Raw genomic sequence first — 15,516 nt, 5'->3', positions numbered from 1 at the left:
CATGCGGCCCTGGCAGTTCAGCAAACCCAAAACTCCGGGCTTCGGACTGAACAAGAGCTTCTACCTCTCCATCCTCTCGTCCAAGTCGGTCCTACCCACCTTGCTCGAAATCATCGAACCCAAAGCAACCAACGGAGCCGTCGAAGGATTCGGAGCACCACTCAGCAAAACAGCCACCAAAGAGGCCCTCGCTCAACCCATCATCCGAGGAGCATACGCCCTAGCCACCAAAGACCGTAAAACAGTCCTCAGAATGCTCGTCCTCAGCAAGGAAGAAGCAGGCTTCGACCCAGATCCCTTCCTCAGCAGCGAACTAGCCAAAACCCTTCCGGATGAACTGCTGCTACGCGTCAAAGCAACCTGGACCTTGCTACAACTCACCATTGAGTCACACGACGCAGCGGTCTACCCAGCCACCGATTTCATCCTCTCCATCTCCCAAAAGCTGGCCGAACTCTCCGACGGAGTCATCGCAGATCCGGTCTCCAAAAGGTATCTCCTCCCCGATCAAGTCTTCCAACCCGAGCGAGCAGATCCCAAAATAGACGCACGAGAGCACGTGTCTGTAAACATGCGACAGAAGCCAGACGGCATCCACTGCTACACACTGGGAATGCAGAAGTTCAATCTCCCAGAGCTAGAGCTGCACAGCCTCCTGCCGGAAGACCGCGACCTAGCCGCCACGTTTGTCCTGGCCATATGCCAAAGCGCTCTGCTAGGAGACTTGGTAAAAAATGGAGACAAGTACGGCGCCTCAACTTCCCTATTCGAAGTACGTGAAGGCGGATTCGACACCGCGCTCTGGAATACCACGCAGGTCTTCGAACTACTCCCGCCGACATCACAAACCGCGTCCGAAGCCCTGCATGCCTACTTCGCAGAAGTAGCACCTTAAGAAAAGCTAACTGCCAGTACGGTTCATCGAAAGCCAGTAAAGCCCCAACTGCTTCACAGCGTCCATAAACTCATCGAAATCAACCGGCTTCCGAATATAACTATTCGCACCCAAGTTGTAGCTTTCAACAATATCCTTCTCCTCATCAGAAGAAGTCAGAACAACTATCGGCAAGGTCTTCGTCTTAGGATCGGTCCGGAGACGTTCCAACACCTCAAGCCCACTCACCTTGGGAAGCTTCAAGTCTAATAAGATAAGATCGGGAGTCCAATCTTCCGCAAGCGCACCAAACAAGCTCTCCAAAGCCTCAGCACCATCACGAGCAACCCGAATGATATTGGGAATCTCGCTCTGCCGCATAGCCCGAAGCGTCAGCTGTTCGTCGTCGGCATTGTCCTCGACCAGCAAAATGTTCTTTGGCTCTTTCAACATTTCGTAACTCTCTTATCTCTGCAATAAACAAGCATTCCACACGGACGCCCTCAAAACCTTGATTCAATTGCAAGGTTCGACATTATGTTCAGATTCGACGTACTCTTAACATCATTAAGATCACTTGACCTAGGACTCTTAGACGTTCTAGCGGAAATTATCGTAAATAGATACAACCACCATGGACACGACGTTTCAGTTCCTCCAGAAAATCGTCAAGCCAACGGATCTCCACCAGCTCAATGAGAAAGAACTCAAGGAGGTCGCGAACGAAGTTCGCCGTGCCATTTTGGAGAACGTCAGCCGAACCGGCGGCCACCTCAGCTCAAACCTAGGAACGGTCGAACTCACCGTGGCCATGTACGCCTCGTACTCCCTCCCCCCAGACCGAGTGATCTGGGACACAGGCCATCAGGCCTACCCCCACAAACTGCTCACCGGACGCCTCGACCGATTCCCAACCCTCCGCAAACACAAAGGCCTCAGCGGCTTCCTCAAGCGTGAGGAACACGAACTGGATTCCTTCGGCGCAGGCCACGCAGGCACCGCCATCTCCGCAGCCCTAGGCTTCGCCGCAGCAAGAGACCAACTCGGAACCTCAGAACGTATCGTCGCCATCACCGGAGACGCTGCCATTGCAGCAGGAATGAGCTGGGAAGCCCTCAACCACGCAGGCGAACTAGGCACAGACATCACCGTTGTCCTGAACGACAACCGAATGTCCATCGCCCCAAATGTAGGCGCCCTCACCAACTACCTCGCCAAACTTCGCTCTAGACCCACCCTCCAATCGCTCGCCCAAAGAGCCAAAGACGTCGTCGAGAAAATGCCCGACCCCATTACGCGCGTCGCTGCAGGTCTCCGGCATGGCATCACCCACTACCTGGCCCCCGAAGATACAGGAACCATCTTCGAGGAAATGGGCTGGGAATACATCGGCCCAGTCGACGGACACGACCTCCCAACACTCCTCGAAGTCTTCCGAAACGTCCGAGAGCTCAAAGGCCCCGTCTTCGTCCACGCCATCACAGTGAAAGGCAAAGGCTATGATGTCGCCGAAGAAGACGCCTGCAAATGGCACGGCGTCATCCCATTCGACCTCGATAGCCACGAAATGGTCAAAGCAGCCGGCCCCATCACCTACACACAAGCCTTCGGCGACGCCGCCATCGAATGCGCCACCCAAGACCCCAAAGTAGTAGCCATTACCGCGGCCATGCCAGATGGCACAGGCCTCACCAAGTTTTCCAAAACCTTCCCCGATCGCTACTACGACGTCGGCATTGCCGAGCAACATGCCGTCACCTTCGCAGCAGGCCTGGCCGCAGGCGGAATCAAACCCTTCTGCTCCGTCTACAGCTCCTTCATGCAACGCGGATTTGATCAAGTTCTACACGACGTCTGCATCCAAAACCTCCCCGTCAGGTTCTTCATGGATCGCGCTGGTCTCGTAGGAGACGACGGCCCAACACACCATGGCGCGTTCGACATCTCGTTCCTCTCCTTCATCCCCAACATGGTCATGCTCGCCCCAAGAGACACCACCGAAATGGCTGAAATGACCCGCTGGATGTCCACTTTCGACACAAACCCAAGCGCAGTCAGATATCCAAGGGGCACAAGCGACGACCGCCTCCCAGAAAGCCGTAGCCCCATCGCACTAGGCAAAGCAGAAATCCTCACCTCGAACGCAAATCCAGATGTCTGCCTAGTCGGCATCGGCTCCATGGTGGGCCCGCTCTGGGAAGCACACCAAATCCTCAAGCAAAAAGGCATTACCTCCACAGTCATCAATGCCCGCTTCATCAAGCCACTCGACGCAGACACCATCTGCAACGAAGCATCCAAGGCCAAACTGCTCGTCACCATGGAAGAAAACGTGAAGAGAGGAGGCTTCGGAGAAGCCGTTCGAGACGCAATGGCAACCCGCAACCTCCACACCATCCCCCACATCACGCTCGCCCTCCCAGACTCATTCGTCGAACACGGTACTCAAACCATCCTCCGCGAGGAAGTTGGCCTAACAGCCGCTGCCGTCGTCTCTACGGTAGAAGCTGCACTGCATCAAAGCCATTCGCCCAAGAGCCCAAAAAGTTCGTCAACTAAGTAAAAAAACCGGGTACGAGCAGAATTCCAGCAAATGCTGAAATATCACTCCAACTTCTCATGATTACTGCCACAATCTTGAAAGTTGAGGTCGCTCGATGCGGACGATTTACAAAGCTTTTACACTTATAGAACTGCTAGTAGTGATAGCCATCATTGCGCTACTGGCAGCCATACTTTTCCCTGTGTTTGCATCCGCAAAAGTAAGAGCATTACAGGCAACCAACGTGAGTAATCATAAACAGATATTCACGGCAATGAGCCAGTACCAGAATGACAATAACGACTACTATCCACTTGCCTGGACCATAGTCGACGGAAAACAAGCTGACGCAGTAGCTACGAATGATACCGTCAGTATTTATGCCTGGCAAAACGTCATCCAGCCGTACATCAAGAACTGGCGAGTGATGATCGACCCAATCTCCCCATTCCGCAACGACAAACCAGGCGAATCCTACGATCCCTTCCTCAACTACGGCATCCCATCTCGCTCCGAAGCTGTGGGGCTCGCGAACTGGCAAGACAGCTGGTACGCACCCACCAAACAGCCCGTCAAATTTCAAGGACTTCTAGGACTCGCAGACGACGACGCCCAAGACCTCTACAACATCTGGATCTACGACCCCATCACCGCCAACACCAACTCGTTCTCTTCCACAGAAATAGCCAGCCCAGCGGAAACAGTATCCGGAAGCGACGCAGCCATGGCCGACTGGTGGCTGGGAGTCATGGGCCACATTGTTGCAAATAATGTATTTGGAAAGTGCCTCCACTGGAGCGCCTACCCCAGCACAGGCGCCTCCCCCGGCCCGATAGCCCGCTACGTGGTCGACGACAAGAACATGTGCACCACAAATAAACAAACGAAAGGACTCATTACTACCCAGTTTAGTGACGGTCACGTTAAACCTTTACAAATCAAAGCCTTTTTCGTAACAGCAATCAACTCAAAGGGAGACCGCGTCTACCGCTACCTATGGCCTACCGAATCCTTCTAGCCATCGTGCTATCAAGCTCAGCTATCTCAATTCTCATTGGCTGCTCCAGCAATCAAGACGATCCACCTACCTACAATAAACAGCAAATGATGCACTCCAAGCCCAATCTTGGTGGCACAGCCCCTTCACCCACCGCATCCGACCGCTAATTCAGGTTCCTGCTGGTACAATACTAGGCATGTCTACGTGGAAGGAAGGGGAACGAGTCAAGGTTGTTTCTCGACCCGTTACCGATGAAGATCGTAAAAAGAACCGCTATTTCGAGCACATGGCGGGACTTGTAGGAACAATCCAATCGGTGTATTCGGAGGATGAAATCGCGATCAAAGTTGAGATCGATAGTCTCAGCGAAATCACATCAGCGGTTCATACCACCGCAAACCAACGCATGCGCGATAAGTTCATGGCTTCCGTTTCCGAAGAGCAGAAGAAAGCTCTCACCAAGGAAGAACTAGACTTTGAAGCACACTACGTGATCCTGGTTGAGGGTCGGGACCTGGTGGCAGGTTAATGGCAGCGGCAGACTTTAGCTTCGATATCGTCTCCCGAGCAGACATGATGGAGGTCAAAAACGCCATCGGACAAGCCGAGAAAGACCTCTCCAACCGATACGATCTCAAAGGCACCAAGTGTGAAATCCTTCACGAAAAGGACGACATCACCCTCATCGCCGACGACGAATTCCGCATGGATCAGCTCAAAGACATCGTCTTCAGCAAAATGATCAAGCGAGGAATCGACGCCCGTCAAATGGAGTGGGGCAAACTAGAACCCGGTGCCGGCATCTCAGTCAAGTGCAAACTGATCCTCAAAACCGGAATCAAACAGGAGCAGTCCAAACCTCTCATCAAGCAGATCAAGGACCAAGGTTTCAAAGTCCAAGCTCAAATCCAGGGTGAAGAAATCCGCGTAAGCTCCAAGAGCAAAGACGACCTCCAAAAGGTGATCCAGTTCGTCAAAAGCGCCAATCTCGACTTTCCCGTCGACTGCGTCAACTTCCGCTAAATCCAAAGGCCGCTAGGGTAGCAAAAGCGCTCGAGCATTCTCCATAGCGGCCTCAGTCAACTGCTCACCCGTTAACATTCGAGCAATCTCCTCCACCCGCTCCGTCTCGCTCAACGGCCTCACCTGCGTGGAAACCCGACCATCCACTTCGCCCTTCTCAATCCTAAAGTGAGAAACAGCCCGCGAAGCAATCTGTGGTAAGTGGCTGATCACAAGCACCTGGTAGTGAGCCGCTAACTCCTCAAGCTTCTTGGCAACCGTCGCCGCAGCACGCCCACCCAGTCCCGTATCTACCTCGTCAAAGATCAAAGTAGGAACGCCAGCCTTGCCCGCCAAAGCGGTCTTAATCGCCAGCATAACGCGCGAAATCTCACCGCCGGAAGCAATCTTGCTCAACGGCCGAGGCACCTCGCCCAGGTTGGCCGAAAACGCAAACTCCACCGAGTCCACACCGTCCAACGCAGGCTCCTTCTGGCTAAACACAACCTGCAACTGCGCACGCGCCATAGCCAAATCATGCAACTGAGCCAAGACCAACTTGGAAAACTCACTCGCCTTCTTCTGCCGAAGCTCACTTAACTGCTGAGCAGTCTTCAAAAGCGTCTGCTTGCTCTTCGCAAAAGCTGCCTCAAGCGTCTCTAAACTAGCCTCGGAATCATCAAGAGTAGCAAGCTCTTCCTGAGACCGCTGGAGAAACTCCAAAATAGCTGCCTCATCCTCGCCATACTTGCGACGCAACCGCTTCAAACTGTCAATCCGAGCCGCAACCTCATCCAAGATCGCAGGATCAGCATCCAACGTCTCAGAGTAGTTCCGAAGCGCATAAACAGCCTCCTCAGAAAGCAAAACAGCCTGCCTCAAATTATCAACCGAACCCTGCAACGAGGAGTCAAACTTCAGCGCCTCTTCCAACATCTTCAACGCAGTACCGAGCTGGTCCACAGCGCAATCCTCGTTGTCCGAAAGCATCTCCAGCGAGCCAAAAGCAGCCTTCGCTAACTTCTCAGAGTTCTTCAGACGCACCAACTGCGCCTCTAACTCCTCCATCTCACCCGCCAAAGGGTTCACGCTCTCAATCTCGTTCACCTGGAACCGCAACATATCGATGCGCTGCTCCCGGTCCCGAACCCCAGCCTTCAACGCATTCAACTTGCGCCGAGCCTCCTCGTAAGCCTCAAAATGCGTCCGAACCTGCCCTAAAAGCTCCTCAACAGGCTTCCCAATCCACTGATCAAGATAACCAATGTGCCGCTCCGGATCCATCAAGCTTTGGTGGTCATGCTGCCCATGCAGATCGATCAAATAAGGGCCCAACTGCTTCAGAGTAGATACAGGCAGCTGCTTCCCACCCACACGGCACTGCGAACGCCCCTCGGCAAAAACCTCCCGCTGAATATAAAGCAAAGAGTCTTCCAACTGAATCCCAAGCTCTTCGCACTTCGCCTTCGCCTCAGGACTGTTGGATAGATCCAACACGACATTCACCGAAGCACTCTTAGACCCCGTCCGAACCAGGTCCGTATCCGCGCGCTCACCCAACGCAAGCTCAATCGCATCAATCAAAAGCGATTTCCCAGCGCCGGTCTCACCAGTCAAAACCGTAAAACCCGGCCCAAAATGGAGTTGAGATCGTTCGATAATCGCTAGGTTTTCTACAGTGAGCTCGACAATCATGGGCTTATCTATTGTGGCGCGGCCTACCTGTTTAAAGACGTGCCAAACAACAGAAAAGGGACCGATTGGTTACCCAATCGATCCCTCTTTCTAATTTCTGAGTTTGGCTTAGGAAGGCTGCTTGTCTTTAAAGCCAGGAAGTCGTCGACCCTTGTAGTAACCTTCAGGTGTCGCACAGTGATTAAGTCGGAAAGGCTCACCGCCGATCTGCTTGTTTACAGCGATCTCGGGCATGGTTGCCGTGTAGTTTGTTCGGCGCAGTGCAGTGCGCTGGTGGCTATGACGTCGTTTTGGATTCGGCATTTCTTATCTTCTCGCCCTTACTTCTTTTCGCGGTGTACAGTGTGCTTGCGGAGGTTCGGGTTGTACTTCTTCAACTCCAAGCGCTCGGTTGTGTTGCGCTTATTCTTGGTAGTTGTGTAGTAATTCTTGCCATCCTCCGTGCATACGACGCGGATAATTTCTCTGGCTTCGCTTTTTTTCGCCATGTGATACTCCTAAACCGTCCGAAGCCTTAACGTCTCGTTTGGACAGCCTTAAAAGTATGCACGGTTCCCCACACAAATTTCAACTCCCCCTGGACATTCCTTTGGAAACCTGATAGCAACCACGTACACTGTGGGGCGGCATGTCTTCTCCCAAGTTAGGTCTTAACGTCATTTCGTTTCTCCCTGTTGTCGCTCTAATCGGCTGCTCTGGATCGAAACAGACGGCAAGCACACCGGTAAGCATGAGCCACCAAACTTTGGCGTCTGGCATTTCCAAAGAAGAGGTTCAACTGGATCCAGATCATCGACTATGGATCTATAAGCCGAAGGGGTTGTCAGGCAAAGCTCCGCTTGTTTTAGTTGCTCCCGCCGGGTCTCCGCTGTTTCTAGGGATGAAGCTAGGAGACGGAGATGTCGATGAAGAAACGCCTTATGCCGAAGCTGGTTGCATTGTGGTGTCGTATGACATCTCAGGACCAAAGCCAGAGAACAAGAGAGATCTTCCGAAAGCTATCAAAGAGTTCATGGCAGCCGATGCCGGAGTCAAAGATGGCAAACGAGCCATAGACTACGCGCTCAAGTCCATTGCTGAAGCGGACCCCACACGTGTTATATCTGCGGGCCATAGTTCAGCAGGAACATTGTCGCTTCAGCTTGCACAGGCCGATCCGCGTATCAAGGCGTGTATTGCCTATGCGCCCGTCGTAGACGTCCCAGCCCGCCTCGGCGAGAACCTAGTTAGGATAGATAAATCGGTATCCGGCTTTAAAGATTTCTTCCAGAAGACATCACCCTCAAGCAATGTACAGAGCCTCAAAGTCCCCTTATTTCTTTTTCACGCCGATGATGACAGCAACGTTGGGTCCGAAGAGATTCGAGCGCTTACCAAGCAAGTCAAAGGAGCAACACTTGTAGAAGTCCCCACAGGCGAGCACTACGACTCCATGATCCACCAAGGCATCCCCGCAGCTATCGTCTGGCTCAAAAAACAGAACCTCATCAGAAAATAGCCCCGCCCCAACCACCGTCCTCTGCAATCCACCTCAGATGTGGCGTATACTTTTTCTCCGCTGCCCGGGTGGCGAAATGGTAGACGCAGAGGACTTAAAATCCTTTGGTAGTAATACCGTGTCGGTTCGAGTCCGACCCCGGGCACCAGACGTGCATGAAACTTCTCATCACAGGATTCGGCCCCTTCCTAACCGTCACTGACAACCCATCAGCACGGCTAGCCCAAGAATCAGGACAAAAACACCAAGTCCTAGAAGTCTCTTATGGTGCAGTCGACGAGTTCGTACGCTACACAAATCCAGACGAGTTCGACATTCTCCTGATGCTAGGCGTCGCCACCGGCCGAGACAAAATCACCCCAGAACTCTTCGCCCGAAACCACCGAGGCTACGTCAACGACGTACAAGGAAATGTCTTCTTCGGAGACGTAGAGTTCAACGGCCCCCTCTTGGTCCACAGCACCCTCTGGACAGACGACCTCACCACCGACATCCTCCTATCAGACCCCAACACCAGTCTCAGCTTCGACGCAGGAAACTACCTCTGCAACTACCTCAGCTACAAAGCCCTAAGACAATTCCCCACTAAACAAGTAGGCTTCCTCCACGTCCCACCCCCCACCCAAATCCCCCTAAACCTCCAACAAGAATCCCTCCAAAAGATCATCCATCGAATCGAGGCAACCTACCCATCTCAACCTGCAACCCTAAGCTAGACTCTGGCAGAGACAGTGACTTCCACCAACGACTCCGCTAAAATGGAGCGACTTCAAGAAAGTCAATTATGGATGACGATGTACTTGACCCTTCTAGCCAATGCAGAAGAGAATTCGGGCGTAAATAGTGCTCTGAAGAATCTCCCGAGAATCGGAATTGGAGGCTGGTTCAGCACCCGAGATTACGGACCAGGGATCAAGGCAATCTCGATATACCCAATTTGTCGGGAACCAGACTTGAAAAGAAGACAACCGTCAGATCTATCCGATCCGGTCCTATACATCAACGTAATGCTCCACCTCCCCGACTTCCTCGACACAGACGATGAGACGAGACTAAAAATCCTAAGTGAAGCCCTCTACAACGAAGTGCCGCGCATAGCGCTCAACTACAAAAAGAAGGTCAAAGACTTCGACTTGGACCAGTTCATCGCAGACTACCGCCAGTGGTTCATCGACAACGGACGAGCACCTGACACCTAAACCACCCGATCAGTCGAATCGAGGCAAATCCCCCAACTCCGTCTCCCCAACCTGCGACCCCTCAATAGCATCCTGCTCGGGCCAAATCTCAAAAGTCCCCCGGCCAGCCCCAAACTCGAAAGGAAGCATCCAAGTCCCGTGGATCATATTCCCATCCCACGTGCCCTCATAAACGACGGTATGGCCCTGGTAAGCCTTGAAAAACTGCACATTTTGACGACCTTCCGACAGAGTCCCGCGGACAATAAAATCCCCATTCAAGTCCGTGCCGTCCCCGTCCACGCCATGCCCCAAAAAGAACAAACGAGCACGCATATGCCCACGCCTCTGCTGTTTCACCCAGAAGCCGGTCCATGGTCCAGAAAGCTCTCGTAAGTCCTTCATCGTAAGTTTCCCAACGATCAATACGCAAACCCTGTTGCGCCCCTAGGACTTCCGGGCCGAACCTACCCAGGCTCAACTATCATCGCCAGGACTCACCACAGGCGGCGCATCAAAAACAGCCACAAAGTCGGCCTCATTGCTGGCCTCCTGAGCAATCTCTCCGGCAGCCTCGTAGAAGTCAGTCACAACAGGCGGTGGACCCGGCATAACAGGCACCTCGTCATGAAAGATGTTCACCACCACAGGGGGAACATTCGGATCATTCGCCAGATACTGATCCCCCTCCTCGTGCCCCTCCAAATCCCGTATGGCAAAAGCGAGCTGATCCAACTGCGCCTGGTTCAAACTGTTCACCGGCAAATTCGGATCCATCCCAGTTTGTAGCCACAACTGCTGAAGATACATTTCGCGCGATATATCCAAGTCTTGAAGGTAGAGATACATCGCATCCGACAATCTCATCCGCTGATAGTCGTTGCGATGAAATAGGTTCACCAAAGCCGTATGACCCGCATCCATATGCGGAAACACTGCAAAATGCCCGTCCTGCCCAATCGCCCCATGCCGAATTGCATGAGACCCATAGCGCAAATTGCCCGGATTGTTATTCCGCCAACTAGAAGACCCACCCACACGAACACTTTCCGGCCCCTTCGTAAAAGGCTTAGCCCCCAGCATCCCACTCGTCACACGCGGCCCAAAACTCCCGGCAGCCCGCGCCGACTGCCGCCGAGACTTCATAAAGACCTCCTCAGCAGCCAGCGCCTCAAGCACATCGTTCAACCCACGAATCGCCGCAGCAGCCCTTCGAGCCTCATCCGCCGACTCCCTATCCCCAGCAATATCATGCCGAGCCGCCATTCGCTCCAAACGAAGAGCTACATCCTCTACCGATTCACTATTCAGATCCGCACTTCTCCTTCAACATCCTGCCCATCTTCCAACCTCTGGCTGAAATACTCTACTGCCCATGTCTGGAACCTCTCACGCTCCACGCCCCACTCCCAACACCCAGAAAGTCCAACTTTAAGGTGTCGATCCGGATCAAATCCAAGCTCCGCCAGCTCCTGATTCCGCAAAACATACCGCCGGTTCGCCTGCTCACCATGCCAAAGGTGCAAAACCGCACCCTCCACAAAACCAACAAGTCCCCGGACATCCTCATAAACACCTGCACTCCAACGACGGAAATGTCCAAAATGAGCCTGGTTTCCTGCAAATATCCGTCGCACACACTCCGAATCCCAATCCCCCACAAACGCGTGCGACATCATATGGTCCCCGCTTCCAGAAATACAGGCGTCATACAGCCCATGCTTTTGGATAACTTCCCTTCTACCAGCCCATACAAATCCCGTATGTCCATGCAACTCAAACCGCCCACTCAACAGCTGATTGGGATCGCGCAAATACACCTTCCCAAAGCTGTCGTAAACCTCTCCGTCCCCCACATACTCCGACGCACCACGAGGCAAACGAACCGCCATGTCAAACGGCTGAACAATCGCATACCGATCTAAAAGCGCCTCCGTCTCCACCAACCAATCCGGGTTCTCAAACAGCAAATCAGCATCCGCCCAAACCACCTTGTCGCAATCATCAGGCAGCGCATGAATCGCCAAATTCAACAGCCGCTCCTTCTGCCACATCACCGATCCAGCCCGAACCTGCATCACCCTCGAAGAGGCAGCAAGCTCAAACTCCTCCTCCCCAAAAGCACACTCAATCACCAAATAAGGAATCCCAGAGATCTCCAGCGACTGAATAAATCGGTCGTAAAGAACCCGCTTCGTCAAATAGCGGCAAGGGTTGTAGTAGCAAGTAACCACCCAGGTCGAACGCCCTGCGCGGTAGTTCTCCGCCGACTCAATGTACTCACTACCCTTCGGTATCAACCTTAACATCCCCCTAGCATCTCGCTACGAATCAACCACCACCGCGGTTGCACCTCGCACCATACTCTCTAATTATGCGGTTGATGTTCAAGATCTTAGTTGCAGCACTCGCCATGACTGCCTCCACTGCCCAAGCCCAAAAGTGGCGATTCGTCGTCACAGGCGACGGCCGATCCGATGGCTCAGGCAAACGCCCTGAAGACAAAAACGGCGTAAACACCCTCATCACAGCCGAAATCGCCAAACAGGTCATCGCCGAAAAAGCAAAGTTCCTCATGTGGACCGGCGACCTCGTCCTAGGCGCCAGACGCCCAGAAGATCTAGAAACCCAGCTCATGACATGGCGCTCGTTAATGCAGCCTGTCTACGACAAACATATACCAATCCTCGCCTGCCGAGGCAACCACGAAGCCTACAGCGGCGGCTCAGTTGCCGTCTGGAACAAAGTCTTCTCCGGCCCCTACGCCATGCCAGACAACGGCCCACACGACGGCAAGAACCTCAGCTTCTTCCACCTAGAAGGCCCGGTCCTCGCAGTCGGCCTAGACCAGTACACCGTCCAAAAGGAAATCATCGACCAAGCCTGGCTCGATGCCGTCCTCGCCAAATACCCGAGACCCTTCGTCTTCACAATGGGCCACGAACCAGCCTTCATGGATGGCGCCCACAAAGACACCATGGACAGCTCCGCTACCAAGCGAGACGAGTTCTGGGAAAGCCTCATCAAAGCAGGCAGCCGAGTCTTCTTCTGCGGCCACGACCACCTCTACGACCACATGGTCGTCACCAGAAAGGACGGCACCCCCGGCCCCGAAATGCACCAAGTCGTCGCAGGCACCGCAGGCGCACCCTTCTACAAAATGGGCGACTACACCGGCAACAACACCGGCTGGAACCTCAAGCGCATGAAGCATATCGACAACCTTTACGGTTACGTAGTTGTCGAAATCGACGGAAAGAAGGCCACCATCACGTACAAAGCCCGAGTAGCACCTGGCAAGTACAAAGCCATGGATTCATTCAGCTACAGCGTAAAGTAGCCGCACACATAGTCCTCTCGCCGCAAGCGAGGGGACTACAAAAACTTCCGAGCATTCGCAATCGAACGAGGCACCGCCGTGAACGGATCCTCTTCGCCTTCGTACTCCACGCTCAACCAGCCGCGATACCCAGCGTCCTTCAGCTCCTGAATACAAGCGCCCAGGTCCACGTCGCCCTCACCGACCGCCGTGCCAAGATACTTCTTCCCAGTAAGGTCCGTATAAGCCCACCCCTCATGAGTGGAAGGGGCCTCCATGAAGTCCTTAAAATGCACCATATTGGCCACAGGAGCAACATGCTGAATCGCTTCGTGGCTCGGCTGCATCACCAAAACAAAGTTGCCAGTGTCCGGATTCGCACCCAGAGCATCGTTCCCACTGGCCGCGCGAACGTCATCAATCAAACCACGAACCTGATCCGACCGACCCGCCAGCGATCCATGGTTCTCAAGGGCCAGCTTAATCCCGCGCTCGTGAGCATAGACAGAAGCCTTCGTAAGCCCCTCCACAATCCACGCACGCGCCTGATCGAACGTAATCCCCTCTGCCACATCCCCAGCAAACACGCGAACCACACCAGCGCCATAAAACAGCGCCTCGTCCACTCCAAAGTGAATCTTGGCTAGCTGCGCCTCGCGAACCTCAGGATCCGTCTTCGCAAAGTTCTGGGAAACAGAAAAGATGGGACAAGGAAGCCCAGTCTCAGCAAGCGCGTCCTTAGCCGCAGCCCGATCAACCTCAAGGTCCTTGTAAAAATAGTCGAGAAGCTCCACGCCCTCAGCGCCTGCCTTCTTAGCCTCTCGGATAAAACCAGGAATGTCGAGAAGGCCCTTCTTAACAGCCTTCTCGTAGCTCCACATGCTTACGCCAATCTTCATTTGGCAAGCGAATCCTGATCAACTTTCAGATAAGCAGAAGCCGCAGGCTTCTCCATACCCATCGCCGATGTCGTCGGCCCAACAAAGATGCCCGCAACCAACACACCCGCAGCACAAAGGATGCTGGTAACAGCCACCCCGTTACTCATAGGCGCCGTATTAGGCTCAACCTCGTCACCCGAGAACACCGCTCGTACAATGCTCAGATAGTAGTAAACGCTGATGATCGAAGCCACAGCCAAAACCACCGCAAGAGGCACCAACTGAGCCTTCAGAGCATCCGAGAAGATCATTAGCTTTCCAATGAATCCACCCGTGCCAGGAATACCAATCAACGAAGCCATGCAGATCAGCAAAGCCGTCGCTGCAATCGGTGACCGCTTCCAAAGCCCGCGAATATCCTCAAAGCTCGTCCCCTCCCGACCATTCCGCGCAGTCAGCGAGATCACCGCAAACGCACCAATCGTCATCAAGGAATAGCTGGTCAGATAGTAAGTCACCGTCTCAAAGCCAACTTTCTGAGGCTCCTTCGCATGAGCCAACATCGCAACAAGGATGTAACCCGCGTGAGAAACGGAAGAGTAACCCAGCACCCGCTTCATGTCCTTCTGAACAACCGCAGCCGAGTTTCCAATCAACATCGTCAAAGCCGCAATCACCGCCAAAGGCGCAATCCAACTGCCACTCAAAATCTGGAAGCTATCCAACACACGCCACAGCGCGCCAAAGGCACCAATCTTGGCAACCGTCGCCATAAACGCCGTCACATTCGTAGGCGCACCCTGATACACGTCGGGAGTCCACTGGTGGAAAGGAACAAAGCTCGACTTAAAGCCAAACCCAATCAACATCAGTCCCAAACCGAACAGCAGCAGCGTCCGAGCCGAACCAACATTCCTCACCCAAGCCAGCATCACGCCGTCCAAATGCAACCCACCGGTAGCACCATAAACAAACGCAATGCCATACAGCAAGAACCCGCTAGCAAACGCACCCAGAAGGAAATACTTTAAAGCCGCTTCGTTAGACCGCTCTTCCGCCCGCCCAATGCCCGCAAGCACATACAAAGCGATTGAAAGAATCTCAAGGCCAATGAACACCATCAAAAGATTCTTGGTGCTCACCATGATCATCGCACCCAGCGCAGACCACACCATCAACGGATAAAACTCACCAAAAGGAATCCGTTTCTCGCGCAGATAAGACTCGCTGAAAATGATCACCAGTGCAACCGCAACCACCACAATCAGCTGCATCGCAATCGCAAAGGAGTCCCGAATAACCATGCCAGCAGCTGTGTCATAAGATGGACTGCCAAGCTGAGCCACCAAAGAAACGCCCGCCAAAAACAGGCCAGCCAAGGATACGGACACGATCAGATTGTTGTTGCGCTTCGGAGAAACCATCTCCACGATTAACGCAGCAAGACCCGTGAGGGCCACAATGATCATCGGCAAAAGCGCGACCACTTGAATCTCGGGCGGGGCAAAGTTGTACAGTCGTTCCATA

18 protein-coding genes, 1 tRNA gene and 1 pseudogene are annotated in these 15,516 nt (G+C 53.5%); 11 read left to right on the top strand and 9 right to left on the bottom strand.

All coding sequences use genetic code 11. The annotated features are described in order from the left end of the window. Position 1 precedes the first annotated feature (1 nt). Entirely contained in the window at positions 2-895 is an 894-nt protein-coding gene (locus ACZ51B_RS17270) for a hypothetical protein (protein WP_464294584.1), read from the top strand. A 6-nt stretch (positions 896-901) separates the two neighbouring features. Here the strand turns inward: ACZ51B_RS17270 and ACZ51B_RS17265 are convergent, their stop codons facing one another. Beyond that, a complete protein-coding gene (locus tag ACZ51B_RS17265; protein ID WP_464294583.1) occupies positions 902-1,327 on the bottom strand; it encodes a response regulator in 426 nt (141 codons plus the stop codon). Between the two features lie 181 nt (positions 1,328-1,508). Between ACZ51B_RS17265 and dxs the strand changes: the two genes are divergently transcribed. The 5 genes and pseudogenes from dxs (at position 1,509) to ACZ51B_RS17240 (ending at position 5,439) form a co-directional block, all read left to right on the top strand. Beyond that, on the top strand, positions 1,509-3,437 hold the full coding sequence (gene dxs / locus ACZ51B_RS17260; protein ID WP_464294582.1) for a 1-deoxy-D-xylulose-5-phosphate synthase: 1,929 nt from the start codon (positions 1,509-1,511) through the stop codon (positions 3,435-3,437). A gap of 94 nt (positions 3,438-3,531) precedes the next feature. Next, positions 3,532-3,609 (top strand): annotated as a pseudogene (locus tag ACZ51B_RS17255) (prepilin-type N-terminal cleavage/methylation domain-containing protein); the annotation flags it as partial. Positions 3,610-3,660: 51 nt separating this feature from the next. Beyond that, positions 3,661-4,434, top strand: a complete 774-nt coding sequence (locus ACZ51B_RS17250; protein WP_464297210.1) for a hypothetical protein — start codon at positions 3,661-3,663, stop codon at positions 4,432-4,434. Positions 4,435-4,612: 178 nt separating this feature from the next. Next, positions 4,613-4,945 (top strand): hypothetical protein, encoded by a 333-nt coding sequence (locus tag ACZ51B_RS17245; protein WP_464294581.1) that lies wholly within the window; start codon positions 4,613-4,615, stop codon positions 4,943-4,945. Continuing rightward, positions 4,945-5,439 carry a YajQ family cyclic di-GMP-binding protein gene (locus ACZ51B_RS17240; RefSeq protein ID WP_464294580.1) on the top strand — a complete coding sequence of 165 codons (495 nt, stop codon included), beginning with the start codon at positions 4,945-4,947 and terminating at the stop codon, positions 5,437-5,439. Before ACZ51B_RS17245 ends, ACZ51B_RS17240 begins: the two co-directional genes overlap by 1 nt. A gap of 12 nt (positions 5,440-5,451) precedes the next feature. Here ACZ51B_RS17240 and recN read toward each other — a convergent pair whose 3' ends face one another. The 3 genes from recN to rpmG form a co-directional block, all read right to left on the bottom strand. Continuing rightward, positions 5,452-7,113: a DNA repair protein RecN gene (gene recN / locus ACZ51B_RS17235; RefSeq protein WP_464294579.1), complete on the bottom strand. Its 1,662-nt coding sequence runs from the start codon at positions 7,111-7,113 to the stop codon at positions 5,452-5,454. 108 nt (positions 7,114-7,221) lie between these two features. Then, positions 7,222-7,416 (bottom strand): 50S ribosomal protein L32, encoded by a 195-nt coding sequence (gene rpmF, locus ACZ51B_RS17230; protein WP_464294578.1) that lies wholly within the window; start codon positions 7,414-7,416, stop codon positions 7,222-7,224. 17 nt (positions 7,417-7,433) lie between these two features. Continuing rightward, entirely contained in the window at positions 7,434-7,601 is a 168-nt protein-coding gene (gene rpmG / locus ACZ51B_RS17225) for a 50S ribosomal protein L33 (RefSeq protein WP_464294577.1), read from the bottom strand. A 242-nt stretch (positions 7,602-7,843) separates the two neighbouring features. Between rpmG and ACZ51B_RS17220 the strand changes: the two genes are divergently transcribed. From ACZ51B_RS17220 to ACZ51B_RS17205, 4 genes are all read left to right on the top strand, one after another. Beyond that, positions 7,844-8,611 carry an alpha/beta hydrolase family protein gene (locus tag ACZ51B_RS17220; protein WP_464294576.1) on the top strand — a complete coding sequence of 256 codons (768 nt, stop codon included), beginning with the start codon at positions 7,844-7,846 and terminating at the stop codon, positions 8,609-8,611. A gap of 62 nt (positions 8,612-8,673) precedes the next feature. Continuing rightward, positions 8,674-8,759: transfer RNA gene (locus ACZ51B_RS17215), tRNA-Leu, on the top strand. A 7-nt stretch (positions 8,760-8,766) separates the two neighbouring features. Then, complete coding sequence (locus ACZ51B_RS17210) at positions 8,767-9,327, top strand: pyroglutamyl-peptidase I family protein (protein WP_464294575.1); 561 nt, start codon at positions 8,767-8,769, stop codon at positions 9,325-9,327. A 291-nt stretch (positions 9,328-9,618) separates the two neighbouring features. After that, positions 9,619-9,810, top strand: coding sequence for a hypothetical protein (locus ACZ51B_RS17205; RefSeq protein WP_464294574.1), 192 nt, complete (start codon positions 9,619-9,621; stop codon positions 9,808-9,810). 9 nt (positions 9,811-9,819) lie between these two features. On the opposite strand, the gene ACZ51B_RS17200 is transcribed toward ACZ51B_RS17205, so the two are convergent. From ACZ51B_RS17200 to ACZ51B_RS17190, 3 genes are all read right to left on the bottom strand, one after another. Further along, entirely contained in the window at positions 9,820-10,194 is a 375-nt protein-coding gene (locus ACZ51B_RS17200) for a hypothetical protein (protein WP_464294573.1), read from the bottom strand. Positions 10,195-10,266: 72 nt separating this feature from the next. After that, positions 10,267-11,055, bottom strand: coding sequence for a hypothetical protein (locus tag ACZ51B_RS17195; RefSeq protein ID WP_464294572.1), 789 nt, complete (start codon positions 11,053-11,055; stop codon positions 10,267-10,269). Positions 11,056-11,096: 41 nt separating this feature from the next. Beyond that, on the bottom strand, positions 11,097-12,098 hold the full coding sequence (locus ACZ51B_RS17190) for a hypothetical protein (RefSeq protein ID WP_464294571.1): 1,002 nt from the start codon (positions 12,096-12,098) through the stop codon (positions 11,097-11,099). A gap of 74 nt (positions 12,099-12,172) precedes the next feature. Between ACZ51B_RS17190 and ACZ51B_RS17185 the strand changes: the two genes are divergently transcribed. After that, positions 12,173-13,129 (top strand): metallophosphoesterase family protein, encoded by a 957-nt coding sequence (locus ACZ51B_RS17185; RefSeq protein WP_464294570.1) that lies wholly within the window; start codon positions 12,173-12,175, stop codon positions 13,127-13,129. Positions 13,130-13,164: 35 nt separating this feature from the next. Here ACZ51B_RS17185 and ACZ51B_RS17180 read toward each other — a convergent pair whose 3' ends face one another. Next, a complete protein-coding gene (locus tag ACZ51B_RS17180) occupies positions 13,165-14,007 on the bottom strand; it encodes a sugar phosphate isomerase/epimerase family protein (RefSeq protein ID WP_464294569.1) in 843 nt (280 codons plus the stop codon). Further along, the gene (locus ACZ51B_RS17175) at positions 14,004-15,515 is read right to left on the bottom strand and encodes an NADH-quinone oxidoreductase subunit N (RefSeq protein WP_464294568.1); all 1,512 of its coding nucleotides are present in this window, start codon (positions 15,513-15,515) and stop codon (positions 14,004-14,006) included. The genes ACZ51B_RS17180 and ACZ51B_RS17175 overlap by 4 nt, the downstream gene beginning before the upstream one ends. Position 15,516 lies beyond the last annotated feature (1 nt).

This window comes from Fimbriimonas sp. LA-C6 (assembly GCF_055398105.1).
The sequence above is the reverse complement of the archived record's forward strand: the minus strand, read 5'-3'. Positions and strand labels throughout refer to the sequence as shown.